Annotated in this window: 21 protein-coding genes and 2 pseudogenes; 10 read left to right on the forward strand and 13 right to left on the reverse strand. The window is 66.1% G+C overall.

Features of this window, described 5'->3' with window-relative positions; genetic code table 11:
• Positions 1 to 5: 5 nt before the first annotated feature.
• The gene (locus ACQR0Z_RS02440) at positions 6 to 1,139 is read right to left on the reverse strand and encodes a TRAP transporter substrate-binding protein (RefSeq protein ID WP_434917577.1); all 1,134 of its coding nucleotides are present in this window, start codon (positions 1,137 to 1,139) and stop codon (positions 6 to 8) included.
• 279 nt (positions 1,140 to 1,418) lie between these two features.
• Between ACQR0Z_RS02440 and ACQR0Z_RS02445 the strand changes: the two are divergent.
• Positions 1,419 to 1,607, forward strand: a pseudogene (locus tag ACQR0Z_RS02445) (EAL domain-containing protein); the annotation flags it as partial.
• Positions 1,608 to 1,827: 220 nt separating this feature from the next.
• Here the strand turns inward: ACQR0Z_RS02445 and ACQR0Z_RS02450 are convergent.
• Positions 1,828 to 2,211, reverse strand: a complete 384-nt coding sequence (locus tag ACQR0Z_RS02450; protein ID WP_434917578.1) for a DUF1330 domain-containing protein — start codon at positions 2,209 to 2,211, stop codon at positions 1,828 to 1,830.
• 92 nt (positions 2,212 to 2,303) lie between these two features.
• A complete protein-coding gene (locus ACQR0Z_RS02455; protein ID WP_434876112.1) occupies positions 2,304 to 3,311 on the reverse strand; it encodes a hypothetical protein in 1,008 nt (335 codons plus the stop codon).
• A 144-nt stretch (positions 3,312 to 3,455) separates the two neighbouring features.
• On the opposite strand from ACQR0Z_RS02455, the gene ACQR0Z_RS02460 reads away from it, so the two are divergent.
• Positions 3,456 to 4,229, forward strand: a complete 774-nt coding sequence (locus ACQR0Z_RS02460) for an EAL domain-containing protein (protein ID WP_434876111.1) — start codon at positions 3,456 to 3,458, stop codon at positions 4,227 to 4,229.
• An 11-nt stretch (positions 4,230 to 4,240) separates the two neighbouring features.
• Here the strand turns inward: ACQR0Z_RS02460 and ACQR0Z_RS02465 are convergent, their stop codons facing one another.
• The gene (locus ACQR0Z_RS02465; protein WP_434917579.1) at positions 4,241 to 4,393 is read right to left on the reverse strand and encodes a hypothetical protein; all 153 of its coding nucleotides are present in this window, start codon (positions 4,391 to 4,393) and stop codon (positions 4,241 to 4,243) included.
• 119 nt (positions 4,394 to 4,512) lie between these two features.
• On the opposite strand from ACQR0Z_RS02465, the gene ACQR0Z_RS02470 reads away from it, so the two are divergent.
• The 3 genes from ACQR0Z_RS02470 to ACQR0Z_RS02480 all read left to right on the forward strand — a co-directional run bounded on the left by ACQR0Z_RS02470 (position 4,513) and on the right by ACQR0Z_RS02480 (position 9,540).
• On the forward strand, positions 4,513 to 5,703 hold the full coding sequence (locus ACQR0Z_RS02470; RefSeq protein WP_434917580.1) for an MFS transporter: 1,191 nt from the start codon (positions 4,513 to 4,515) through the stop codon (positions 5,701 to 5,703).
• 129 nt (positions 5,704 to 5,832) lie between these two features.
• Positions 5,833 to 7,044: an MFS transporter gene (locus ACQR0Z_RS02475; RefSeq protein WP_434876109.1), complete on the forward strand. Its 1,212-nt coding sequence runs from the start codon at positions 5,833 to 5,835 to the stop codon at positions 7,042 to 7,044.
• Positions 7,045 to 7,842: 798 nt separating this feature from the next.
• Positions 7,843 to 9,540 carry a methyl-accepting chemotaxis protein gene (locus ACQR0Z_RS02480; protein WP_434917581.1) on the forward strand — a complete coding sequence of 566 codons (1,698 nt, stop codon included), beginning with the start codon at positions 7,843 to 7,845 and terminating at the stop codon, positions 9,538 to 9,540.
• Positions 9,541 to 9,564: 24 nt separating this feature from the next.
• On the opposite strand, the gene ACQR0Z_RS02485 is transcribed toward ACQR0Z_RS02480, so the two are convergent.
• From ACQR0Z_RS02485 to ACQR0Z_RS02505, 5 genes are all read right to left on the reverse strand, one after another.
• Positions 9,565 to 10,026: an NUDIX domain-containing protein gene (locus ACQR0Z_RS02485; protein ID WP_434917582.1), complete on the reverse strand. Its 462-nt coding sequence runs from the start codon at positions 10,024 to 10,026 to the stop codon at positions 9,565 to 9,567.
• Positions 10,027 to 10,030: 4 nt separating this feature from the next.
• Positions 10,031 to 11,278, reverse strand: coding sequence for a DUF763 domain-containing protein (locus tag ACQR0Z_RS02490; protein WP_434917583.1), 1,248 nt, complete (start codon positions 11,276 to 11,278; stop codon positions 10,031 to 10,033).
• A gap of 75 nt (positions 11,279 to 11,353) precedes the next feature.
• A complete protein-coding gene (metA, locus tag ACQR0Z_RS02495; RefSeq protein WP_434917584.1) occupies positions 11,354 to 12,334 on the reverse strand; it encodes a homoserine O-succinyltransferase MetA in 981 nt (326 codons plus the stop codon).
• A gap of 12 nt (positions 12,335 to 12,346) precedes the next feature.
• Positions 12,347 to 13,651, reverse strand: coding sequence for an O-acetylhomoserine aminocarboxypropyltransferase/cysteine synthase family protein (locus tag ACQR0Z_RS02500; protein ID WP_434917585.1), 1,305 nt, complete (start codon positions 13,649 to 13,651; stop codon positions 12,347 to 12,349).
• Positions 13,652 to 13,801: 150 nt separating this feature from the next.
• A complete protein-coding gene (locus ACQR0Z_RS02505; protein WP_434917586.1) occupies positions 13,802 to 14,749 on the reverse strand; it encodes an alpha/beta hydrolase in 948 nt (315 codons plus the stop codon).
• Positions 14,750 to 14,889: 140 nt separating this feature from the next.
• On the opposite strand from ACQR0Z_RS02505, the gene ACQR0Z_RS02510 reads away from it, so the two are divergent.
• Positions 14,890 to 15,780 (forward strand): branched-chain amino acid aminotransferase, encoded by an 891-nt coding sequence (locus tag ACQR0Z_RS02510; protein WP_434917587.1) that lies wholly within the window; start codon positions 14,890 to 14,892, stop codon positions 15,778 to 15,780.
• A gap of 1 nt (position 15,781) precedes the next feature.
• Here ACQR0Z_RS02510 and ACQR0Z_RS02515 read toward each other — a convergent pair.
• The 3 genes and pseudogenes from ACQR0Z_RS02515 to ACQR0Z_RS02525 all read right to left on the reverse strand — a co-directional run bounded on the left by ACQR0Z_RS02515 (position 15,782) and on the right by ACQR0Z_RS02525 (position 18,937).
• Positions 15,782 to 16,666 (reverse strand): annotated as a pseudogene (locus tag ACQR0Z_RS02515) (acyl-CoA acyltransferase).
• Between the two features lie 36 nt (positions 16,667 to 16,702).
• Positions 16,703 to 17,665 carry an amino acid--[acyl-carrier-protein] ligase gene (locus tag ACQR0Z_RS02520; protein WP_434917588.1) on the reverse strand — a complete coding sequence of 321 codons (963 nt, stop codon included), beginning with the start codon at positions 17,663 to 17,665 and terminating at the stop codon, positions 16,703 to 16,705.
• A gap of 45 nt (positions 17,666 to 17,710) precedes the next feature.
• The gene (locus ACQR0Z_RS02525) at positions 17,711 to 18,937 is read right to left on the reverse strand and encodes an acyl-CoA dehydrogenase family protein (protein WP_434917589.1); all 1,227 of its coding nucleotides are present in this window, start codon (positions 18,935 to 18,937) and stop codon (positions 17,711 to 17,713) included.
• 343 nt (positions 18,938 to 19,280) lie between these two features.
• On the opposite strand from ACQR0Z_RS02525, the gene ACQR0Z_RS02530 reads away from it, so the two are divergent.
• The 3 genes from ACQR0Z_RS02530 (at position 19,281) to mtnA (ending at position 21,637) form a co-directional block, all read left to right on the forward strand.
• On the forward strand, positions 19,281 to 19,553 hold the full coding sequence (locus tag ACQR0Z_RS02530; protein ID WP_434876098.1) for a phosphopantetheine-binding protein: 273 nt from the start codon (positions 19,281 to 19,283) through the stop codon (positions 19,551 to 19,553).
• An 88-nt stretch (positions 19,554 to 19,641) separates the two neighbouring features.
• Complete coding sequence (locus ACQR0Z_RS02535; RefSeq protein WP_434917590.1) at positions 19,642 to 20,517, forward strand: S-methyl-5'-thioadenosine phosphorylase; 876 nt, start codon at positions 19,642 to 19,644, stop codon at positions 20,515 to 20,517.
• A gap of 13 nt (positions 20,518 to 20,530) precedes the next feature.
• Positions 20,531 to 21,637, forward strand: coding sequence for an S-methyl-5-thioribose-1-phosphate isomerase (gene mtnA, locus ACQR0Z_RS02540; RefSeq protein WP_434860126.1), 1,107 nt, complete (start codon positions 20,531 to 20,533; stop codon positions 21,635 to 21,637).
• A 29-nt stretch (positions 21,638 to 21,666) separates the two neighbouring features.
• Here mtnA and ACQR0Z_RS02545 read toward each other — a convergent pair whose 3' ends face one another.
• Positions 21,667 to 22,305, reverse strand: coding sequence for an HAD-IA family hydrolase (locus ACQR0Z_RS02545; protein ID WP_434917591.1), 639 nt, complete (start codon positions 22,303 to 22,305; stop codon positions 21,667 to 21,669).
• A 102-nt stretch (positions 22,306 to 22,407) separates the two neighbouring features.
• Between ACQR0Z_RS02545 and ACQR0Z_RS02550 the strand changes: the two genes are divergently transcribed.
• Positions 22,408 to 23,175 (forward strand): S1 family peptidase, encoded by a 768-nt coding sequence (locus ACQR0Z_RS02550; RefSeq protein WP_434876094.1) that lies wholly within the window; start codon positions 22,408 to 22,410, stop codon positions 23,173 to 23,175.
• Positions 23,176 to 23,178 lie beyond the last annotated feature (3 nt).

Consider the following 23,178-nt stretch of genomic DNA (forward strand, 5'->3'; position numbering starts at 1 on the left):
CCGGATCAGGCGGTCGGGTACTTGATGCCCAGCGTGCGGGCGTTGAGGAACGCCTGCTCGTTGAAGCGCAGGAAGCGCATCGTGTTGTCGCGCGCGGCGAGATAGCTCTTCAGCGTCCGCTTCATGTGGTCGTCGCCGGCGTCCATCATGTCCTGCAGCAGCTGGCCCGCGGCATTGCCGAGGCCGGTCAGCACGTCGTTGTTGAGCCGCAGGAAGCGGACATTGTGCTGCGTCCGCAGCACCTCCATGGTGCGGCCTGAGCCGATGTCGTAGTCGACCTTCATGTCCTCGTGCATCCATTGCGCGGCGATTCGGATGATCGCCTGCAGGTCCTTCGGCAACGCCTCGTATTTCTTGCGGTTGACCATCAGCTGCATCATGCCGCCGGGCTCCTGCACGCCAGGGCCATAGGAGATCTTGGCGACCTGGTGGAAGCCGAGCGCGAGATCGTTGAGCGGGCCGATGAACTCGGCCGCGTCGATGGCGCCGGATTGCAGCGCCGCGAAGATTTCGCCCGCGGGCAGCAGCACAGCGGAGCCGCCGACGCGCTTGAGCAGCTCGCCGCCGAGCCCGGGGATGCGCATCTTCAGCCCCTTGAAGTCGTCCATCGAATTGATCTCTTTCTTGAACCAGCCGAACGACTGCGTCGCGGTCTGGCCGGCAGGGAAGGAGATGATGCCGAATTTCTGATTGAGCTCGTCCCACAGCTGCCAGCCGCCGCCGTGATAGATCCACGCCGCCTGCTCCTGCGCGGTCATGCCGAACGGCACCGCGAAGAACACCGAGAAGGCCGGGTTCTTGCCGTGATGGTAGAACGAGGCGTCGTGGCCGAGATCGGCGGTGCCGTCCATCACCGCGTCCATGCATTTCAGCGCCGGGACGAGCTCGCCGGCGGCGAAGAACTTGATCTTGAGCCGGTCGCCCGACATCTCCTCGATCGTGCGGGCGAGGCGCTCTGCGCCGGTGCCGGCGCCGGGCAGCCCCTTCGGCCAGGAGGTCACCATGCGCAGCTCGATCGTGCCGCTGGCGATGGCCGGCGCCGGCAGCGCCGCGGCGGCCGCAGCGCCCAGCGCGGCGGACCCGGCGAGAAACGTGCGGCGGCCCAGTTTGGTGGTGTCGGTCGTAGCATTGCGAGACATGGATCCTCCCTAACCTTCTGAAATTTAAAGGGTTTACGAGCGGCGCATGGTTGAAGTCATGCGTTTATGCATATCTACATTGCGCCTAATGATTGGCGGGGAACCGCGGCGCGTCAAGCACGCGGCAGTGCGGCATTTCGTTTCGCGTGTTTTGGCGAACGAATCGTTTGATTAAGTAGAACGATGAAGCCCGGCTGGCGGGACGATGCGTGAGCCGCGGCAGGCGCTCAGTCCCTTCGGTATCACCGAATTCCGTGCCGCGTCGGATCGGTTTCGGCGGCCATTTACGAGCTGCGCGCCCGCATCCAGAAGTCGTCGACAGCGGCGAAGCGCGTTGATTTCCCGGCGCAGAAACTGATGTTCGAGTTCACCGAGAACGAGCGCATGGCGAGCCCCGACCATGTCGAGCGCATCGTCAAGAGCTACAAGGAGTTCGGCTTCTGGACCGGGCCCGACGATTTCGGCGCACTGCGCCCGTTGGTCGTCCGATCAATGACCGGCAACCCGGCTCCGGCCGCGGACGAAGGTCAGTTGCGCCGCCGGAGAGAGGGTCACTGTCATCGATCCAGCCAGTCGGCCTGTGGCCAGCTTTGCGTTCGTGCCGTCGAATGCCTTCGGTGCCGGACCGTGGGACGCCTGACGCTCCACCTGGAAAAGGCAGGAAAGTCCGCGTCGTCCGTCAGCGTCTTCAAGGGGCGGGAGCCTCGACAACGAAGATCTTGAAGCCGGCATATTTGTCGCCGACTTTGCGCGCCTCGCGATAGGCCTCGGAGGCGAAGGTCGCCTTTGCCTTTTCAACGCTGTCGAACCGAATGATAGCCACGCGCTTGGGGGCAACATCGTCAATGGCGACAGGGGCCGCGGGCCGCACGATGAAAGTACCGCCCGCTTCGGCAAAGATCTTGGCGGCGAGCGGGAAAAATTCCTTGGCGAACTCTTCCGGCTGACGAACATCCAATTCCACGATGGCATAGGCGACCGTCGTCGCCTGCGCGGCCGCGGGGGCTGTAAGCAGATTTGCGCAGGTCAGAAGGACCCCGAGCGTGAACAAGGCGCGCGCAATGATTTTCATATCTTCTCCATGTCGTGCAAAGCGATTTGCAGCGGAACTGTCGAGGCCCGAAGCCTCGACGGTCAACGAAGAATTTTACGGATATCGGAGCGTCAATGGCGGCCTTGCAGAGCCTCGCCGCGGTCACGCTGCGCAGTCTCATAGGCAATCGCACTCACCACCATACCGTCAGCAACCAGCTGATCGAAGCTGCGCAAGAGCGATGGAGCGAGGGCGAAACCTCGCCGGCGCGCCACGATTGCCTCGCCATGGCCGGCCTCTCCTGCAAAAATGTCGCGCACATGCGTGCGCGACACGCCGAAGGCTGAACCGAGCGCGCTATACGACATCGCCGCACCATCGCGACGGGCGATTGCCTGCACGATTTTCATCAGTGCGAGCACGCCGAAAGCGCGGTTGAGAAACCGGGTCATGGCCGTGTTCTGGCTGAGAACATTGCGCGCGATGTGCGGGAAGAGCGGAATGCTCGCCGCCCGCAGATGCGGGTGAAAGCCGGGATCGCCGTTCAAGGCGAGCGCATAGGCGCTGTCGCCATGGAGGATGGCGAGCGGCACATAGTGGGCCCGCATCCATTCGAGGTCATGCTCGATCATGACGGACGTCGGGTGGATGACGCGCAGACGGCTATCCTGCGGCGGCTGATGCAGCGTGACGTATCCGGTGTCGACGAGCCGGGCGAGGATATGATCGAGCTGGCGGTCGCTGGCCACCTCGAACTGTGCCATGACCGTCTTGAGCCGCGAGATGGTCAGCCAGGTCGAGGACTCCTGGAGACGATAACCACCCCAATAGCTCATCACGATGCCATAGGTCATGATCCGGGCGGCGTCGCGCATCAGCTCGACGAGCCGAGGCCGTTCCGCATAGAGCTTCAGAACGGAATCCACGTAGCAAAGCCGGGCATAGGGAAAGAGCGGGTCTGCCAAGATCGCTTGCGCGGCAAGGGCTGACGTGTCTGCGGACCGCATACCTTCTTTCGCGGATTGGACCGGCGCGCTCGACCGGCGCTGCGACTTCGGAAACCCGACGGCGCGCTCGGCATGCCAGGGGACGTGGTGAAGACGCGGCGCAGTAGACCCCGGGCGACAGCCGCCGGTCAACGTCGGAAAGTGCGCAGCATTGCAGCTTGAAAGGCCGTAAGGGGCTCGATCGTGCATCTCCCGGTTGCCGGACGCGACCGCTTGTTCCTTCTCCGTTTGTTAACGCCATGTCCGTAGTTTGCCTGCTCAACCGGGGGAGACGCCATGGCGGGCGCATGCGCAGGATGTGCTGACGGGATCGAGCTTCCGTTCGCGTTCAAGATGGCGTTTCAGCCGATCGTCGATGTGGCGGCCCAGAGGATCTGGGGCTACGAGGCGCTGGTGCGCGGGCCCAACGGCGAGGGCGCGCACAGCGTGCTGTCGCAGCTCACCGAGACGCAGCTGTACAAGTTCGACCAGTCGGCCCGCGTGCTGGCGATCGAGACGGCCGGCCGCCTGTTCACCGACCCCTGTGCGCGGCTGTCGATCAACTTCATGCCCAATGCGGTCTACGAGCCGCGCGCCTGCATCCAGAAATCGCTGGCGGCGGCCAAGCGCGCCGCTTTCCCGGCGCAGAACCTGATGTTCGAGTTCACCGAGAACGAGCGCATGGCGAGCCCCGACCATGTCGAGCGCATCGTCAAGAGCTACAAGGAACTCGGCTTCTGGACCGCGCTCGACGATTTCGGTGCCGGCTATGCCGGGCTCAATCTGCTGGCGCGGCTGCAGCCGAACCTGATCAAGATCGACATGGAGCTGCTGCGCGGCATCGATCGGGATCGCGCCAAGCAGATCATCGTCGCCGGCGTCGCGGCCATGGCGCGCGAGTTGAACGTCGGCGTGCTGGCCGAGGGTGTCGAGACGGAAGCGGAGTTCACGGTGCTGCGCGCGGCCGGCATCCGGCTGTTCCAGGGCTATTACTTCGCCAAGCCCGCCCTGATGGCGCTGCCGGAGGTGAGCTGGCTGGCGGAGCCTGCGCGTGATCTGGCAGCCGGCTGACCGCCTCTGCCTCACACATCCCTGGCGCTGTCGCCGGCCTTCACCTCATATTCCGCGCCCGTGACCATTGCCGCCGCGTCGGAGGCGAGGCACACCGCGGCCGGCGAGATGTCGTCGGGCTGCAGCCGGCCGACCTGCGGCGAGCGGATGCTCCGGTCCCCCATGCGCGGCGACGAAATCAGTGAATTGCGAGGCCTTCTAAACAGCGCAGGACGTGACGCGCGTCGGACTGTCATGGCGGTTTCGTACGATGCGGCTCGCTGTCGATGGGGCGGGCAAGGTGATGTTGGAGTGGAGACTGCTGACCGCGCTCGGCGTGCTTGCCGTCACCCAGCTGATCGGCTGGGGCACGCTCAGCCTGCCCGCAGTGCTCAGTCGCGAGATGGCGGCGAATCTCGGCATGACATTGCCGGCGATCTTCGCCGGTCATTCGATCCTCTATCTCGCGATGGGGATTTGCTCACCGTGGCTGGCGCGGCCGTTCGTCGAGCATGGCGCCCGGAAGGTGATGATCGCCGGCACTCTGCTGGGGGCGCCGGGGTTCGCTCTGTTGGCCGCGGCGCAAGGTCCCGTCGCCTACTACGCCGCCTGGCTGCTGCTCGGCATAGCCGGCAGCGCGGCGCTGTCGACAGCCGCCTACATCGTGTTGAACGAGGTCGCGGGCGCCAACGCGCGCAGCGCGATCGGCGCGTTGATGCTGGTCACTGGCCTGTCGAGCAGCATCTTCTGGCCGGTGGGGGCGGCGAGTGCGGCGGCGGTCGGATGGCGCGGCACCTGCCTGGTGTATGTCGGCCTGTTGCTGCTCGTCTCGTTGCCGCTGCTCGTGATCGTGCTGCCGCGTCGCTCAGGGGATCACGCAGCGGTCGCGCCGGGAACAGAGGCGCGCGGCCGTGATGCGCCGCTCCGAAGCACGTTCCTTCTCCTGGTCGCCGCCATCGGTCTCAATGCCTTCGTCTCGATGGGCCTCAGCGCCGTCTTCATCGAGTTGCTGAAGGCGGAGGGACTGACGGCGGCGGAAGCGGTCGGGTTCGGGTCGATGCTGGGGGTGATTCAGATCGGCGCCCGCGCGCTCGACTTCCTTGGCGGCGGCCGATGGGATGGCATCACCACCGCGCTCACCGCCGGCTGCGCGCTCCCCGTGGCGATGCTGCTGCTGATCCTGGGCGGCGGCTCGCATGCCACGGTGGCGATCTTCATCGCGATCTATGGCCTCGGCAGCGGCGCGCTCGCCGTGGCGCGGGCGACGATGCCGCTGGTGTTCTACGACAAGGCGGCCTTCGCCAAGGCGTCGGCTCAGATCGCGTTGCCGCTCAACCTGCTCTCCGCCGTCTCCGCGCCCATCCTGGCCGGGCTGCTCACGGCCTATGGCAGCAACGCGCTGCTCGGGCTGACACTGGCGTGCTCGTCAATGGCCCTGGTGATGCTGGTGCTGCTTCGCCGGCGTCGGCCGGCCCGCGCCGAGCCTGCGGCCTGACGGCCAGCCCCCCATCGGCGGCGGGCCGCAATTCCGAAACAGCGGGGCTGGCCCGGCCACAATGCTCTAAAACCCCGTTTGCGCCGCGTCGCAATCCGGCGGCTCATTCCCGGAAGTCTCCACGTCCCCATGCCCCCCGTCATCGCCGATCCCTCCATCCTGCGCGTCCTGATCGTGCTCGCCGTCACCCAGCTGATCGCCTGGGGCACGCTCAGCCTGCCGGCGGTGATCGGCCGGGCCATGGCGGCGGATCTGGAGATGGACCTGACCGCGATCTTCGCCAGTACGACGGTCCTCTATATGTCGATGGGGCTGTGCTCGCCGCTGCTGGCGCGGCCGTTCGTCAAGCAGGGCGGCCGCCGCGTGATGATCGCGGGCACGCTGCTGGCGGCGCCCGGCTATGCGCTGCTGTCGGTCGCGCAGGGACCGCTGACCTATTACGCGGCCTGGCTGCTGCTCGGCATCGCCGGCAGCGCGACGCTCTCGACCGCCTCCTATATCGTGCTCAACGAGGTCGCCGGCCTGCGTGCCCGCAGCGCCATCGGCGCGCTGATGCTGGTCACCGGACTGTCGAGCAGCATCTTCTGGCCCGTCACCTCGGCGCTGTCGGCGCATGTCGGCTGGCGCAGCACCTGCCTCGTTTACGCCGGCCTGCTGCTGCTGGTGTCGCTGCCGCTGTTCGTGTTCCTGCTGCCGCGCCGCGTTCACGATTCTCTGCCGGCCGGCTCGGACGCAGCGCAGTCGACGCCGGCGGCCACGCCGGCGCGCAGCACGTTCTATCTGCTGGTTGGCGCGTCCGGCCTCAACGCCTTCGTCGCCTTCGGCATGGGCGCTGTGCTGATCGAGCTCCTCAAGGCCGAGGGTCTTTCGCCCACGGAGGCCATCGGCTTCGGCTCGCTGCTCGGCGTGATCCAGATCAGCGCGCGCGTGATCGACTTCCTCGGCGGCGGCCGCTGGGACGGCATCACCACCGCGATCGTCGCAGGCCTCGCGCTGCCGGCCGCCATGCTGCTCCTGATGCTGAGCCACGGCTCGCATGTCGCCATCGCGACGTTCATGCTGATCTACGGCCTCGGCACCGGCGCGCTTGCGGTGGCGCGCGCGACCATGCCGCTGGTGTTCTATGACAAGGCGGCGTTCGCTAGGGCCTCGGCGCAGATCGGGCTGCCGATGAACGTCGCATCGGCGATCTCCGCGCCCATCCTGGTCGAGCTTCTGACCCGTTTCGGCAGCAATGCGCCGCTGGCGCTCAATTTCACCTGCTCCTGTGCCGCCGTCGTGATGCTGCTCGCGTTGCGGCATCGCCGGCCAGGGCGCGCGGCCGCATCCCGCGCCGGCTGAGTCGCCCGTCGGGCAGGGCTTGCGCAAGGCGGTCCGCGCTGCAGGGCTGCAAATTGCTCGGAACAGCCAGGCGCCGCACACGAAGTTTCTCCATCGGTTCAGGCACATCGCTGTGCTCGCACCGGTCTGCGCAGATTTTGGGCTTTCGCTTTATCGGAATTCGTGGTTCTCTGTCGTGGTCCTGCTCCATCGACGAGGGGCGCTGCGCATCGTCAGGAGCGTTGGGGCGGGATGTGATGGACATGCAGGTGCCAACTGACGAGTGGCATCGGCATGGACGGCGAAGTCGCGTGGTCCTGGCACCCCGATGCTGGTGTCCGGCGGGAGCGAGCCTCAGGCGAGCTGTCGCCCACGGTGGCCAACAAGCCCGGTGCACCGAGGAGATCGCGTATAAACCGTAAACTGTCGCGCAGGGAAGGCCGGGCAAGCCGGTTGAACCTGTGGTTCCTGCCCCGTGCATTGTTTTCCGCACGGGGGCCGCAGGAATCAGCCGATGTCTGGTCTTCCCTGCACCCTCGATCCGAGGGCCGCTGCACAAAGCTCGGGCGCTCCCTGCGTCGCGGCGCCGTCAACCCGTGGACCTCGTCAGGTGTCTGCCGGTCCTTCCCAAATCTATCGCATGTTAGTTTTAGTGAGCGGTGAGCGAAGTGTATCGGTTGTGCTCGCGTGATATGTCGCGCATTGATATATTCATAGTTCGAAAGACTAATTAGTTCGTCGACGCATCCACGCACGGATAGCAAACCATTAATGTGCGCTTGGTATCGTGCATACAGTCCATGCAACGAGAACCAGAAAATGCGACACCTGACTGTCTATCAGCGTCTCGCGGCCATCATCGCCGTGATGTCGATCGCAATGTTCGCCGTCTCCGCGATGCAGATCCTGATGCTACGCAGCACCGTCATCGAGGAGCGGCAGGCCCTGGTCCGGAACCTGGTTGAATCGGCCATCAAGGTGCTCAGTCACTATGACGCCGCGGCGGCAGCCGGAAAGATCGCGCCGGAGCAGGCTCGGCAGCAGGCCTTCGCCGCGATCGGCGCGATGCGCTGGGGGCAGTATAACGACTATCTCGGCGTGTACGGTACCGGGCCGGCGGATGCGGGCGTCACCTATGTTCACGCCAACCCGAAATACATCAACGTCAACCGCTGGGACTACAAGGACTCCACCGGCAAGCTGCTGATTCAGGACATCGTCCGCGCCGCGCGGGCCGGCGGAGGCTTCGTCGAGTACAAGGTTCCACGCGCCGGCGGCAGCACTGAGCTGCCGAAGATGTCCTATGTCGGCGCCTATGGCAGCGGCGACAAGATGCTGGCGCTTCAGGCCGGCGTCTATGTCGACGACGTCGACGCGGCCGTCTATCAGCGCGCCTTGTGGGCCAGCGTGGGGGCCCTCGCCGGGCTGCTCATTGCCGCGATCGTCGCCTTCTGGCTCGGACGCAGCGTCGTTGTTCCGCTCGACCGCACCTGCGCCGTGATGGACGAGCTGACCAAGGGCCATCTCGACTTCGACGTGCCCTTCACCGATCGCAACAACGAGATCGGCCGCATGGCGCGCAGCCTGCAGATCCTCAAGGATCATCTCGCCGAGAGCGAGCGCATCAGGGCCGAGCAGGAGCAGGCCAAGCAGCAGGCCGCCGAGGAGCGGCGGGCGGTGCTGGCGCGCATCGCCGACGAGTTCGAGCGTTCGATCGGCGGGGTGATCCAGACCACGGCGGGTGCGGCGGGCGAGTTGCAGAGCTCGGCGCAGTCGATGTCGACCATCGTCTCGGGCACCAGCGACCAGAGCGCCAAGGTCGCCGCGGCCGCCGAGCAGACCGCCAAGAACGTGCAGACCGTGTCGGCCTCGGCCGAGCAGCTGTCGTCGTCGATCCAGGAGATCGCCAAGCAGGTGACGCAGTCGTCGTCGATTGCGCAGAACGCGGTGGAGCAGGCGACCCGGACCGAATCCATGGTCACGCGACTGGTCCATGCCTCGCAGAAGATCGGCGAGGTGATGGCGCTGATCCAGACCATCGCGGGCCAGACCAACCTGCTGGCGCTCAATGCCACCATCGAGTCGGCGCGCGCGGGCGAGGCCGGCAAGGGCTTCGCGGTCGTCGCCAACGAGGTCAAGGCGCTGTCGGCGCAGACCGCCAAGGCGACCGAGGAGATCACCAGCCAGATCGAGGCGATCCGCGACGCGACCACCTCCACCGTCACCGCGATCCGCGAGATCGGCACCACGATCGGCCAGATGAACGAGATCACCGAAACCATCGCGGCCGCGGTTGAGGAGCAGGGCGTCGCGACCAAGGAGATCGCCCGCAGCGTCCAGCAGGCGGCGCAGGGCACGCAGGGCGTGATGCAGCACATCGTCGGCGTGCGCGAGGCGTCGGGGCAGGTCGGCGCGGCGGCGGCGCAGGTGCTGAGCGCGGCGGCCCAGCTCGGCAGCCAGTCGGATCAGTTGAAGAACCAGACCGGGCGCTTCCTCGGCAACGTCCGCGCGGCCTGACACGAGGCAGCGGACGGTGATCGCTCACCCTCCGCTGATCTCCACCAGACGATCGATCAACGCTGCCTGCGCCGGATTGATGCGGGCCCTGGCCTCGGCGAGATCGAACCAGGCGGCGCGATCGACCTCAGGAAAACGCTGCAGACGGCCGCTGCGCGGCGGCCATTCGAGTTCGAACTCATTGCTGACGATGGCGCCGGCATCGAGATCGGTCTCGGCGGCGAACGCCTCGACCACCTTGCCGCCGCGCTGCTTGACCTCGCCGAGCGCGATCAGCGGCGCGCTCAGCTCAGTGCCGAGCTCCTCGGCGAATTCGCGCCGCGCCACCGCCTCAGCCGGCTCGCCGGCCCCGAACTCGCCCTTCGGGATCGACCACGCGCCGGCATCCTTGTTGCGCCAGAACGGTCCGCCCGGATGCACCAGCAGCACCTCGAGCGTGCCGCCGCGACGACGAAAGGCGAGCACGCCCGCGCTGCGCGCCGGCATCTGCTCAGGCCTCGCCGGTGCGCTGGATCAGATCGCGCTCCCAGCCGAACACCGAGCGTCCGTCCAGCTCGGGCGATGCGGCGCGCTCGGTCGCGATGAAGGCATCGAGCGACGGGCCTGTCGCGGTCCGTTCCAGCCGCCGCGCCTGATCGTCGAGCCGCTTCAGCGCTGCCAGCGCCTCGTCACGGCCGAGCTTGGCCTGGCCGACCGCGGATTTGAGCACGCGGATGGTCTCGTCATAGACCTTGATGGGCACGGGATAGGGATGCCGATCCTTGCCGCCATGCGCCAGCGAGAACCGCGCCGGATCCGTGAACCGATATGGTGCGCCATGCACGACCTCGGCGACCATCGCGAGCGACCGCACGGTGCGGGCACCGACGCCCGGCGTCAGCAGCAGTTCGGGGAAATCCACGGGGCCGCGCTCGGCAGCCGCCGCCAGGGTGCCGTGCAGCCGGCGGGCGAACACGTCCTTCGGCCTGACGTCGTGATGATCGGGCATGATCAGATGCGGCAGCATCGCTTGCGCCTGCACCGGCGTTGGCGTGCTCAGCCGCTCGAACTCGGTGACGACGCGATCTGGGCCGAGGTCGATCAGCAGCTCGAGCTGGGCGTTGCGCGACGGCGCGGCGCGCTTGTCGGTGAGGTTGACGATCTCGCCCTGCGCGGGTCCATCGATCGCGCTGTGCGGCGCGTCGACGAAGTCGGCGATGTCCGGAGAGTGCCAGTGGTAGCGCCGGGCCTGACGCGCCTCGCCATTCATGCCCTGCTGCACCACGGTCCATTTGCCGTCGGCGGTGACGAAGAAGCCGTGCAGATAGAGGTCGAAGCCGTCCTGCACGGCGGCGCTGTCGACCTTGGCGACGAGCTTGCTGGTGCGCACCAAGCCCTCGCCGTCGAGGCCGAGCCGGTCGCTGAGCAACCGCAGCTCGTCCGGCGTCTTGCGCGAATGTTCGCCGCGCCCGCCGCAGACATAGATGCCGAGCTCGCCGGACAGCGGCTTCAGCCCGCGCTTCAATGCGCCGATCACGCTGGTGGTGATCCCCGAGGAGTGCCAGTCCATGCCCATGACGGCGCCGAACGACTGGAACCAGAACGGATGCGACAGCCGCGCGAGGAATTCGTCGCGGCCGTAATGATGCACGATGGCCTGGGTGATGATGGCGCCGAGCGAGGCCATGCGCGTGCCGAGCCACGCCGGGACGCGCCCGGAATGGAGCGGAAGATCGGCGCTGCCGGTGCGACGGGCCATCGGAACCTTGCAAAGCAGGAGGACCGGGCCAATCTAACAGATCAGGATGCGCGATGCGATGCGTGTGGTTGTCCGCTATCCGCTTTGTCCGAGGTATGCGAGCCAGTTCCTGAACAGGACCAGCGCCGCACTCCCCGAGGCGAGGTCGGGGCGCAGCGTCAGACCGGGCAGGTCGGCAGCCATGGTCGGATCTCGCCTTTGCTTGGCGCGCGCCTCGAACGCGGTGAGCACCGCCTCGGTCTCGGCGCTGAAATAGGATTTCGGCTGGCGCGGATAGTCGTCGCGCTGGCCGGCGAGATAGCGCGCGATGTCGCGCATGTATTCGCGCTGCAGGGAGAGCGCGTCATATTCGGGGTGGCCCTGGAAGAACACGAACCGGCTCGGCATGTCGCGGGCGAAGATGTCGACGCCGACATCGGCGGATCGGGTCAGGATGTCGTAGCCGCGCGCCGCCAGCAACGGCTCGTTGACGGCGTTGAGGCGGGAGTGCGGCACCTTGAGCGGGGAGTGAATATTGCGCGTGAGCCAGTCGTCCTTGACCTTCACGCAGTCGAAGATGCCGGAGCATTTGAAGGCCAGCCGCTGCCGCTCGATGTCGTCGAGATGCAGCACCGCGGCATGGGCGGCGAGACACGACCAGATCGTCGAGCGGGTGTTGACTTTGGCCCAGTCGATCAACGCGGTGAGATCAGGCCAATAGGGCTCGTCGCGCAGCTGCGCGGCGATGGGCTCCGCGCCGGTGACGATCAGCCCGTCGATGCCGAGCCGGTCGAGCCGATCGATCTGCGTGTAGGCCTGGGCCAGATAGCTCTGAGCTGCCGGCGATCGCCCGATCGACGGCAAGGAGAAGCAATGCAGCCGGATGTGCACGTCGCGCGGCGCGGATTGCTGCAGCAATTTGGCGATCTGGACATCGGTCGCCTTCAGCGCGCTGTCCGGCATGTTGTTGACGAGCCCGATGGTCAGCTCGCCCGATCGCCGCGCGCGGCCGTCGAGGTCGACGGGCACGAGAGCAGGGCTCGTGATCCTGCGATGTCTGTCGAACAGCAGGGTCATCGGCTGCTGGCTCTACTCGGCTGCGTCCAGCTGGCGCTGCGGCGGACAGGCCTGCGCGAGCGCCTGGTCGAGATCCTCGATGATGTCGTTGATGTGCTCGATGCCGATCGAGAGACGGATCGTCTCCGGCAGCACGCCGGCCTTGCGCTGGTCGTCCGGCGGCATCTGCCGGTGCGTGGTCGAGGCGGGATGGCACGCCAGCGATTTGGCATCGCCGATATTGACGAGGCGCGTGATCAGCTTCAGTGCGTCGTAGAACGCCTTGCCGGCCTCCATCCCGCCCTTGATGCCGAAGGTGAACAGCGACGACGCGCGGCCGTCGAGATATTTCTGCACCAGCGGATAATAGGGGCTGTCGGGGAAGCCCGTGTAGTTGACCCAGGCGACGCGCGGATCGTTGCGGAGGAATTCAGCGACCTTGCGCGCGTTCTCGACGTGGCGCTCCATCCGCAGCGCCACCGTCTCGATTCCCTGCAGCAGCAGGAAAGCGTTGAACGGCGACAGCACGGCGCCCATGGTGCGCTGGTAGACGCTGCGCGCGCGCTGGATATAGGCGCTGCGGCCGAAATGATCGGCATAGACCATGCCGTGATACGAGGTGTCCGGCTGGGTGAAGGCCGGGAAGCGGTCGCCGTGATCCTTCCAGGGGAAGTTGCCGCTGTCGACCAGCATGCCGCCGAGCGTGGTGCCGTGGCCGCCGAGGAATTTGGTCAGCGAATGCACCGCGATGTCGGCGCCGTAGTCGAACGGCCGCAGCAGGATGGGCGTGGCGACCGTGTTGTCGACGATCAGCGGCACGCCGTTGCGATGCGCGACCTTTGCGAGCGCCTCGATGTCGCAGACATTGCCGGCGGGATTGCCGATCGTCTCGGCGAACACCGCCTTGGTGTTCTCGTCGATCAGACGCTCGATGGCATCGGGCTGATCACTTTCCGCGAAGCGCCCGGTGATGCCCTGGCGCGGCAGGATGTGGCCGAGCAGCGTGTGCGTGGTGCCGTAGAGCTGCGGCACCGAGACGATGTTGCCGCCGCCATCGGCAATGTTGACGAAAGCGAAGTGCAGCGCCGCCTGGCCGGTACCGACCGCGAGCGCGCCGACGCCGCCTTCGAGTTCGGCGACGCGCTTCTCGAGCACGGCCGTCGTGGGATTGGAGATGCGGCTGTAGCGATAGCCGTCGACTTCGAGATTGAACAGCGCGGCGCCGTGATCGGCGCTGTCGAACGCGTAGGCGGCGGTCTGATAGATCGGCACCGCGACCGCCTTGGTCGTGCCCTCGGGTTCATAGCCGGCGTGGATTGCAATCGTCTCGTTGCGCATCGGCGATCTCCGCTCCCGCATCGTCTGCTGATGCAGGCTGCTCGCATTCCGCGAGTGATCGATTTGTATGAGCGCGGCGGTAAAGCGGTCCATAATTCGCGACAACAACGACGAAATAACCCTAACGATGTCTCGCCGGGTTACCTCGAATTAGCGAGAGTCGGAGTCCTGCAGCAACGATCGAAGCTGGCGCCCGATCAGTTCCAGTGCCGGCCTGGCCTGCGGCAGGATTGCGCCGAGCGCGTGGAAATTATGAACCATGCCGTCGTGGCAGACGTGCGTGACGTTCAAACCAGCCGCCGCGAGCCTGTCGGCGTAAGCATTGCCCTCATCCCGCATCGGATCGAATTCCGCCGTGTGGATGATCGCGGGCGGCAATCCGGCCAAGTCAGACGCGCGCAGAGGAGAGATCCGCGGATCGTCCAGAGCGAGTCCCTCGGGAAGATAGTCGGCGAGGTCGGCCTGCCACGTCGCCGCGTCGATCAGATAGCCGCTCCCATACTCCTCGCGAGACGGCCAAGCTTGCGAAAAATCCAGAACGGGGCAGATGAGGCATTGCACCGCGATTGGCAGGCGGCCAGACACACGCTGACACACTGTCGTAGCGAGCGTCGCGCCGGCGGAATCGCCACCAACCACAAGCCTTTCCTTGTCGATCCCGAGCGTGCCGGCCTCATCAAAGGCGAATTCGACCGCGGCCAGCGCGTCATCCAGCGCGGCGGGAAACGTGTGCTCCGGCGCGAGGCGGTAGTCGATCGAGAGCAGCCGGCAGCCAGAAGCGACCGTGAGCGCCGCCGCGACCTTGTCGTGGGTTTCGATACTCCCCGCAACGAGCCCGCCGCCGTGAAAATAGATGAAGCCGGGGAGACGACCGCCGGTGACGCCCGCAGCAGGCGTATACAGGCGATATCGGAGCGGACCGGCGGGAGAGTGGAGATGCGCGTCCCGCGTGACGACCGCGCCGAGATCGTTGCGCGAGAACTGCATCAGCTTCGCGAGCGATTGCCGGCGCTGCTCCGGGCTCGGACGCTCTCGAACGCCCGCTCCGGCAACGGCCACCATTGCGAGCAGGCGCTGGGCGCGAGGGTCGAGCGGCATCAGTGTTCCAGGTTAACCAAGACGGCGGCCATTGTCGCAGCCAAGCGTGAATTGATGATGAGCAGCGACATGGCAAGGGGATCCTTAAAATATCCACGCCACAACGGCATGAACGAGCCGCATCGAAAGGGAGCACCGCCATGACCCAAGCCGTCAAGCCTGTCAGCTACTCGCAGACCTGGACGTTCTTCGACGGCGAATGGCGCGAGGGCAATGCGCCGATCATGGGCGTGCGGACGCATGCCACCTGGCTCGCCTCGACCGTGTTCGACGGCGCCCGCGCGTTCGAGGGCGTGACGCCCGATCTCGATCGTCACTGCGCGCGGGTGAACCAGTCGGCGGCCAATTTCCGGCTCAAGCCGGTGGTAGATGTCGCGACCTGGATGGGCCTGGCCCGCGAGGGGATCGCACGCTTCGGCGCGAAGGCCGAACTCTACATCCGGCCGATGTACTGGGCGCAGCATGGCGCCGGCGGTGGCGTGCTGTTCGATCCCGAGACCACCAATTGGTGCCTATGCATCTACGAGGCGCCGATGCCGCAGCCGACCGGCAATGCGATCACGCTGTCGCCGTTCCGGCGGCCCACGGCCGAATGCGCGCCGGTCGACGCCAAGGCGGCCTGCCTCTACCCGAACAATTCGCGGGCGCTGATCGAGGCGGCCTCGCGGGGCTTCAACAATTGCCTGATGCTCGACATGCTCGGCAATGTCGCCGAATTCGGCAATGCCAACGTGTTCATGGTGAAGGACGGCGTCGTGTTCACGCCGGTACCGAACGGCACCTTCCTCAACGGCATCACCCGCCAGCGCGTCATCGATCTCCTGCGCGGTGATGGGATCAGCGTGGTCGAGACGACGTTGCGCTACGATGATTTTCTGAAGGCGGACGAAATCTTCTCCTCCGGCAATTTCGCCAAGGTGGCGCCGGTGATCCGCATCGACGACCGGACGTTGCCGATCGGCCCGGTGTTCAGCCGGGCGCGCCGGCTATATTGGGACTACGCGCATGCAGCCAGGGCGGCCGCCGCCTAGTTCAGGCCCCGTAGATCGGCAGTTCGGTATCGCTGAGATCGCCGAGCCGAGGCGGCCGCGGGCCCTTGATGTATTTACGGCCGCGCCGCTCGGTATAGATGCCGATGAGGCCGTCGATCGGTCCGTTGGCATCGACCATGACGGAGACGCAGCCGCGACGCAGCAGCAGAAGCCGGCCGATGGCTCCGGCACAGCCGACATAGTCGGAGATGTCGCGGCAGTAGATCAGCTGCATCGCCGGCAATGCGAAGCGTCCTTGGCGAATGCGGACCTTCTGCAGCACCAGCGGAACATGACCCGTCTTTGATCGGACCACGACGCTGAGACAGCCATAGCGGGCGTGGCGGATGAGCAGGTCGGCTTCATCAGGTGGAATGCCGTCCACGGTCTCTGCGTCGGCCTGGATCTGCTCGACCGGCGAGCCGAGGCCGGCGGTCGAGAGCAGCGGCAGCTAGAAAAACAGGCCACGGCAATAGGCGCGGAAGCCCTGCGCCTCGACGATCGGCCAGGTCGGCCTCGCGGCGCTGATATTGACGTAGGTCACCTCTGGCCGCCGCTGCGCGATGCGCGTCAGCATTGTCGCGTAGTTGCGAAAGGCGGGCTCGACGTACCAGCTCGACAGATTGCACCAGATCCGCGGCTCTCCGGGCGTGCCACGATCGCTGTAGACCAGGAGCAGAACGCCGACAGCAACGCCGTTGTGATCCAGCAGGTAGCCGTAACGCGGATAGCCGTCAGGGACGGCGCGGCCCGCTTGCCGCCGCAACCCGCTCGACCAATAGTCGCGCGAGCGTCGTGGGAAGCCGCGCGTCAAGAGATCGGCCACCGCATCGAGATCGGCGTCTCCGATCTCGCGGCACCGGATCACTGGCTTGAGCGCGGTCATGACCTGGTTTGCCGATCTCCGACGATGAGCGCTGCGCTAGCCGACGGAGACGGCCTGCCGCTCCAGCCGCAGCATCTCACGAACGCGCGCAGGCCAGCGCGTCAGATCGATGCCATGGGTGTGGAACAGCGCGACCGCCAGCCGGTCCATGCCGAAGGCGACGCAGCCGGTGTGGGCCGGCTCGCCCTGCGCGTCGGCGATGCCCCAGGTCGTGCCGAAATGCTCGCGGTGATAGTTGAAGCTCATGCAGGCCGTCGGCTGCTCCTCCGAGCGCAGCGGCACCAGCAGCTCGAACTTAAGCGACTGCTGCTTCTGGCTGACGGCCTTCATCTGGCCGACGCGGCCGAAGAACGGATCGCTGGCGTGATCGACGCGGAACGTCAGGCCGAGATCCGTGGCGATCGCCTGCGCCTTCGCCATCCAACGGTCGCGGAAGGCGGAGACATCGTCGGGCGTGCCGATGCAGACATATTCTCGCATCCGGAACGACTGCAGGCGGTCGAGATGTCGCGACGGCTCGCGACGGAAGCAGTCGGCGGCGACGTCGAAGCGGAGGCCGCCGACCGGCAGCGCGCCGCGGCTGGCCGCGATCGGATAGACAGGATAGCAGGCCGCAGGCGACAGTACGAGGTCGGCGGGCGACAGCGACGTGGTCCAGTCGCCGCCGCGGTCGAAGCGGGCCACGGCCTCATGGATGTCGCGCTCGGTGCCATGCAGGCCGCAGACGCAGCCGAGCAGGTTGGGGAAGCTCTTGAGATAGCCGGACTTCTCGAGCTGCGCGCGGCTCATGACCGGCGGGAAGCGCATCACCTCGGTGCCGGGCTCGCGGTGTCGGGTGATCAGCGCGGCGAGTTGCTCAACAACGCCTTCATAGAGCGCCGTGCGCGCATAGACGCCATCTGCTCCCATGCGGTGGAACAGGGCATCTGTGAGATGGTCCAGGGCGTCGGCCGGCTGAGGGGCAATCTCGGGCGACTGCGGGAGAACGGGAATGGTCATGTCTCAAATCCTGTCTGGAGGCAAAATCAAGACCCGGCGCGATCATCATTCGTAGAGCGAGACCGGCACCGCGCTCATCAGGTTCGCGGTGGCGATATTGGTAAGAATGCGATCATTGTTGATCATGATCGGCGCCGACAGCACGTCGCGAAGATGACGGCCGATCGAGAAGTCGCCGTCATTGCGGTAGCCGGACAGGCCGCAGGCACGCATCGCATGCATCACGGTCTCGACCGCGAGCTCGGAGGCCTGCACCTTCAGCAGCGTGATCGAGGACTGGAAGTCGAGCGAGCTCAGGGCGCGCTCGTCATATTCATGCGCGACGAACGCATCCATGTTGGTGACGATCATCGCGCGAAGGCGGGCCAGCGCCATCTTGGCGGCGGTGTAGTGCGCGGCGGCGGGCGGCATCTGTCCGTTCGCGCCGCGTGCAGCCTTGCGCAGGAAGCGCTGTGCGCGCAGCACGGCGGCGGCGGCGATGCCGGCCCAGGCGGACGACCAGCAGAGATGCGCGAACGGCGTCATCGTCTGACCGTGGATGCGGTCATAGGCCTCCGGGAAGACGCGGTCGGCGGGGCAGTTCACCTCGAGCGCAAAGCCGGTCGAGCAGGTGCCGCGCATGCCCAGCGTCTCCCAGCCCTGGGTGCGCGTGATCGTGTAGTCGTCCTTGGTCAGCGCCAGCAGCACCTGATCGGAGGCTGCTGCGGCATCGGCGCGCCGCGCGATCGTCACGAGACCATCCGCTTCGGCGCCATAGGAGATCACGGTGGCATCGCGCGACAGCGTGATGCGCTCGCCATCATGGCCGACGGCAGCCGCGCTGGCGCGGATGTTGCCGCCGTTCTGGCCCTCGGTGGTGGAGGAGGCCATCAGCAGCTGCTCGGATGCGATCCGCCGCATCAGGGATTCCATGTAGGGATTGCCACGACCATGCCGGACGATGCAGGCGACCTTGGTCTGGTGCATGGCGAAGATCATGGCGCTGGAGGCGCAGGCGCGGCCGAGCGCGTAGCAGACGTCGGCGATGTCATGGACCGAGGCGCCGAAGCCGCCGAACTCGACCGGGATCAGCATGCCCAGCAGCTTCTGCTCGCGTGCCGCATCGATCGCGGCCTTGGGGAAGCGACCGTCGCGATCGACGGCTTCTGCCTCGGCAGCCGCCTGCGCGGCCACGGCGACGCTCCGCTGCAGAAACAGCGAGCTGCGATCGAGCAGGAGACGTTCGCCGTCATCGGCGATCGGCGTGCGAAGCGCGGTTCCCTGGACAGTCATGACCGATTTGAGCTCCGGATTTTGTCGTTGTTGAAAGACCGGCCTGCCGCGTCCCGTCACGCTGCGCCGATGCCTTGCGCCGTCTCTGGGCTACAACGCAGGGTATGGATTTGATTCAAATGCGTCGACGAAATTCGAGGTAAACGCCGTGGAATCACGGGGCCGGGGTTAATTGTCGGTTTCCGGCGCCGGTCAATTTGGAGCTAGCGCGTTAGCGTTAAAGCAATTCAGGGATGGAACACCGCGCTTGTGTAACGCTTTCGCTGCCATACCGCGTTATCTCTACGATCGAGGCAACCGACAGGTGGATCACGCGTCTGCTGTCTTTCGAATGAGAAATCACATGCCGAATTTTAAAGCCGATATTTCAGACCGCATCGTCGCGCTGGTGCGGGACATCCTGGTTCAGAACGGGATCTCCGCCGATCTCGAAGCCGACACGAAGCTCGTGGATGCCGGCCTCACCTCGATGGACATGGTCAATCTGATGCTCTCGATCGAGGCGGAGTTCGATTTCACGATTCCGCAGGAGCTGATCACGCCGGACAATTTCCAGTCGATCGCCACGCTCGAGCGGCTGGTGGCCGGACAGCTCGCGGCGGACCAGGCGGCCTGACCATAGCTGTCTTCGGACAGCCGCGCCGCCGCTGTTTTCAATTTGCCTCAAAGCTGGCATTCTTATCTCCCTTGGAGATGGGGACGTCATGACGAAGGCTGTACTTGGCATTATCGGCGGCTCGGGCATCTATGACCTGCCGGGACTGGAAGATGCCCGCGAAGAGGTGATCGCGAGCCCGTGGGGCGAGCCGTCGGCGCCGTTGCGGCGCGGCACCATCGCCGGCCTGCCGATCGTGTTCCTGCCGCGTCACGACAAGGGACACCGGCTGTCACCGTCCGACATCAACTATCGCGCCAACATCGACGTGTTGAAGCGCGCTGGCGTCACCGACCTGATGTCGCTGTCGGCCTGTGGCTCCTTCAAGGAAGAGCTGCCGCCGGGCACATTCGTGCTGGTCGATCAGTTCGTCGACCGCACCTACAAGCGTGAGAGCTCGTTCTTCGGCAAAGGCTGCGTCGCGCATGTGTCGATGGCGCATCCGGTGTCGCCGCGGCTGCGCATTCATCTCGCCGCGGCCGCGGAGGCTGAGGGCATCGCCGTCGTGCGCGGCGGGACCTATGTCTGCATGGAGGGGCCGCAGTTTTCGACCTATGCCGAGAGCATGACCTACAAATCGTCGGGCTATTCGGTGATCGGCATGACCAACATGCCCGAGGCCAAGCTCGCCCGCGAGGCCGAGATCTGCTACGCGACGGTGGCGATGGTGACGGATTTCGACTGCTGGCATCCGGACCACGACGCCGTCACGGTGCAGGACATCATCCGGGTGCTGACCACCAACGCCGACAAGGCCAAGGGGCTGGTGGCGCGGCTCGCCCGCGAGTTTCCGCATGAGCATGAGCCGTGCCCGATCGGCTCGGACCGCGCGCTCGACACTGCTTTGATCACGGCGCCAGAGGCCCGCGATCCCGACCTCCTCAAGAAGCTCGATGCGGTCGCAGGCCGCATCCTGCGCGGCTGACAGGAGGCCGAACATGAAAGTGGACGGCAAGCATTTTCGCAGCATCTGGCTCGATGCCGACGGCTGGACGGTTTGTGCCATCGATCAGCGCCGGCTGCCGCACGAGTTTGTCGTGGCGAAGATCACGACCTGCGAGGAAGCGGCGGATGCGATCCGCCACATGCTGGTGCGCGGTGCGCCGCTGATCGGTGCGACCGCCGCCTTCGGCATGGCGTTGGCGATGCGCGACGACCGCTCCGACCCTGGCATAGACCGCGCCTACGAGATGCTGATCGCCACGCGGCCGACGGCGATTAATCTGAAATGGGCGCTCGACACCATGAGCACGATGCTGCGCCGGCTGGCGCCATCGGAGCGGCGGGACGCGGCCTATGCGCGTGCGGTCGACATTGCCGGCGAGGACGTCACCATCAATCAGGGCATCGCGGCGCATGGTCTCGCGCTGATCGAGGCCGCAGCCGCGCGCAAGAAGCCGGGTGAAGTCGTCAACGTGCTGACCCATTGCAACGCCGGCTGGCTGGCGACGGTCGATTGGGGCACGGCGACGGCGCCGATCTATCTGGCCCACGATCGCGGCATCCCGATCCATGTCTGGGTCGACGAGACGCGGCCCCGCAACCAGGGCGCCTCGCTCACCGCCTGGGAGCTCGGCCATCACGGCGTGTCGCACACCGTGATCCCGGACAACACCGGCGGACACCTGATGCAGCATGGCATGGTGGATCTCGCGATCGTCGGCACCGACCGCGTCGCCGCCAATGGCGATGTCTGCAACAAGATCGGCACCTATCTGAAGGCGCTGGCCGCGCATGACAATGGCGTGCCGTTCTACGTCGCGCTGCCGTCGCCGACGATCGACTTTGCCGTCGCCGACGGACGGCAGATCCCGATCGAGCAGCGCAGCGCGCAGGAAGTGACGGAGATGACCGGCCGCACCGTCGACGGCCGCATCGAGACAGTGCGCATCGTGCCGCCGGGATCACCCGTCGCGAACTACGGGTTCGACGTCACGCCGGCGCGGCTGGTGAGCGGACTGATCACCGAACGCGGCGTGCTGCAGGCCGATGGCGCGGCGTTGTCGGCCGCGTTTCCCGAGCGGGCAAAACAGACCAACTATTAGCCGCTCTCGCGAAGCCGGCGGCACGACAGTCAGCGCAAGGAAAGCCCGGTCGCTGCTTCCAGCTCGGCAATCGCCTGCGACGCGCTGACGACCTTGATCGTCGTCATGCCCATCTCGCGCGCCGGCTTCAGGTTGACGCCGAGATCGTCGAGATAGACGCAGTCCGCCGGGTTGACGCCGAGGGCTTCGGTCATCATCTGGTAGATGCGCGGATCGGGCTTGCGCAGGCCGATCTTGGCGGATTCGATGACATGATCGAACAGCGCCATCACCTCGACGACGTAGAACGAGCGGCCGCCCTGGCTGCCGATCGCATTGGCCGGCAGGTTGTTGGTGATGCAGCCAGTCTTGCACTCCGTCTTGATCCGACGCAGCGCCTCGACCATGTCGGGGCGGAGATCGCCGGCCAGCAGCGGCAGCACCTCGCGTCCGCTCACCGCGGCGCCGCCGAGCGCCAGCGATTCCTCGGCGAACAGCCGGTCGAACGTGTCCAGGTCGATCTCGGCGCGCTCGAACTTGGCCCAGGCGTTTTCGAGGTGGTTGGCGGCATTGGTGTTGCGAATGATATCGATGGGATAGCCGCGCTCCTTCTCGAACCGAGCAAAGGCTTCGAACGGTGAGGTCGTCATCACGCCACCGAAATCAAAGATCACCGCCTCGACCATCACTGTCCTGTCCTTCGTTCGCTTCCCCAGAGGGATCGCTAACACGGCACGCCACATTTTGCGATTCGCTTGGCGACGGGGCTTGCAGCCGCTATTGCTGCAGCGATGAAGCTGCTCCTCACGATCTCCATCGCCGCATGGCTGGCCGCTTCGCCGGCGCTCGCGATCGTCGGCAATGCGCCCGCCTCGAACGACGGTATCGGGCGCTCCGTGGTCACGATCGTCGGCTCGCGTGGCAATTTCTGCAGCGGCGCGTTGATCGCCCCGAAGCTCGTCCTGACCGCCGGACATTGCGTGCAGCCGGGCGTCGATTACCGCATCGTGGAATACGATCGCGACCGCAAGCCGCTGCTCAAGACTGTGCGGCGCGTCGCCGTCCATCCTAGCTTCAGCATGCAATCGATCCTTGCTCATCGCGCCACAGCCGATGTCGCGCTGCTGGAGTTGGAGGCGCCGGCGAGAGAGCGCGCACCAGCCACGCTGGGCGTGCCGCAGCCGCCGTTGGCGGCCGGCAATGCGTTCACTGTGGTGGGGATCGGCGTGGCCATTCCCGGCGACGGCAGGAGCGGCGGCGTCGTGCGCGCGGCTCCTCTGGTCGCGACCGGCAAACCTGGCACATTGCAGATCCGGCTCGTCGATCCGGCGACGCAAGGAGCCAAGCCCGGCCTCGGCGGCTGTACCGGCGATTCCGGCGGCCCTGCTTTCGAGACGCAGGCGCAGGGCGAGTTGCTGATCGGTGTGATCTCGTGGTCGACCGGACCCAACCTGACGGATGGTTGCGGCGGCATGACGGGCGTTACGCCGCTCACGCTGTATCGCGACTGGATCGTGCAGACCGCGCGGCAATGGGGCATGCCGCTCGGCGGAAATTGACGT

Origin of the sequence: Bradyrhizobium sp. HKCCYLS3077 (assembly GCF_051167555.1) — a bacterium.
Classification (GTDB): domain Bacteria; phylum Pseudomonadota; class Alphaproteobacteria; order Rhizobiales; family Xanthobacteraceae; genus Bradyrhizobium.

Coding starts and splice junctions, on each gene's coding strand:
- ACQR0Z_RS02440 (WP_434917577.1), bottom strand. CDS start 1,139: ATGTCTCGCAATGCTACGACCGACACCACCAAACTGGGCCGCCGCACG.
- ACQR0Z_RS02450 (WP_434917578.1), bottom strand. CDS start 2,211: ATGAAAATCATTGCGCGCGCCTTGTTCACGCTCGGGGTCCTTCTGACC.
- ACQR0Z_RS02460 (WP_434876111.1), top strand. CDS start 3,456: ATGGCGGGCGCATGCGCAGGATGTGCTGACGGGATCGAGCTTCCGTTC.
- ACQR0Z_RS02465 (WP_434917579.1), bottom strand. CDS start 4,393: ATGGGGGACCGGAGCATCCGCTCGCCGCAGGTCGGCCGGCTGCAGCCC.
- ACQR0Z_RS02470 (WP_434917580.1), top strand. CDS start 4,513: ATGTTGGAGTGGAGACTGCTGACCGCGCTCGGCGTGCTTGCCGTCACC.
- ACQR0Z_RS02475 (WP_434876109.1), top strand. CDS start 5,833: ATGCCCCCCGTCATCGCCGATCCCTCCATCCTGCGCGTCCTGATCGTG.
- ACQR0Z_RS02480 (WP_434917581.1), top strand. CDS start 7,843: ATGCGACACCTGACTGTCTATCAGCGTCTCGCGGCCATCATCGCCGTG.
- ACQR0Z_RS02485 (WP_434917582.1), bottom strand. CDS start 10,026: ATGCCGGCGCGCAGCGCGGGCGTGCTCGCCTTTCGTCGTCGCGGCGGC.
- ACQR0Z_RS02490 (WP_434917583.1), bottom strand. CDS start 11,278: ATGGCCCGTCGCACCGGCAGCGCCGATCTTCCGCTCCATTCCGGGCGC.
- metA (WP_434917584.1), bottom strand. CDS start 12,334: ATGACCCTGCTGTTCGACAGACATCGCAGGATCACGAGCCCTGCTCTC.
- ACQR0Z_RS02500 (WP_434917585.1), bottom strand. CDS start 13,651: ATGCGCAACGAGACGATTGCAATCCACGCCGGCTATGAACCCGAGGGC.
- ACQR0Z_RS02505 (WP_434917586.1), bottom strand. CDS start 14,749: ATGCCGCTCGACCCTCGCGCCCAGCGCCTGCTCGCAATGGTGGCCGTT.
- ACQR0Z_RS02510 (WP_434917587.1), top strand. CDS start 14,890: ATGACCCAAGCCGTCAAGCCTGTCAGCTACTCGCAGACCTGGACGTTC.
- ACQR0Z_RS02520 (WP_434917588.1), bottom strand. CDS start 17,665: ATGACCATTCCCGTTCTCCCGCAGTCGCCCGAGATTGCCCCTCAGCCG.
- ACQR0Z_RS02525 (WP_434917589.1), bottom strand. CDS start 18,937: ATGACTGTCCAGGGAACCGCGCTTCGCACGCCGATCGCCGATGACGGC.
- ACQR0Z_RS02530 (WP_434876098.1), top strand. CDS start 19,281: ATGCCGAATTTTAAAGCCGATATTTCAGACCGCATCGTCGCGCTGGTG.
- ACQR0Z_RS02535 (WP_434917590.1), top strand. CDS start 19,642: ATGACGAAGGCTGTACTTGGCATTATCGGCGGCTCGGGCATCTATGAC.
- mtnA (WP_434860126.1), top strand. CDS start 20,531: ATGAAAGTGGACGGCAAGCATTTTCGCAGCATCTGGCTCGATGCCGAC.
- ACQR0Z_RS02550 (WP_434876094.1), top strand. CDS start 22,408: ATGAAGCTGCTCCTCACGATCTCCATCGCCGCATGGCTGGCCGCTTCG.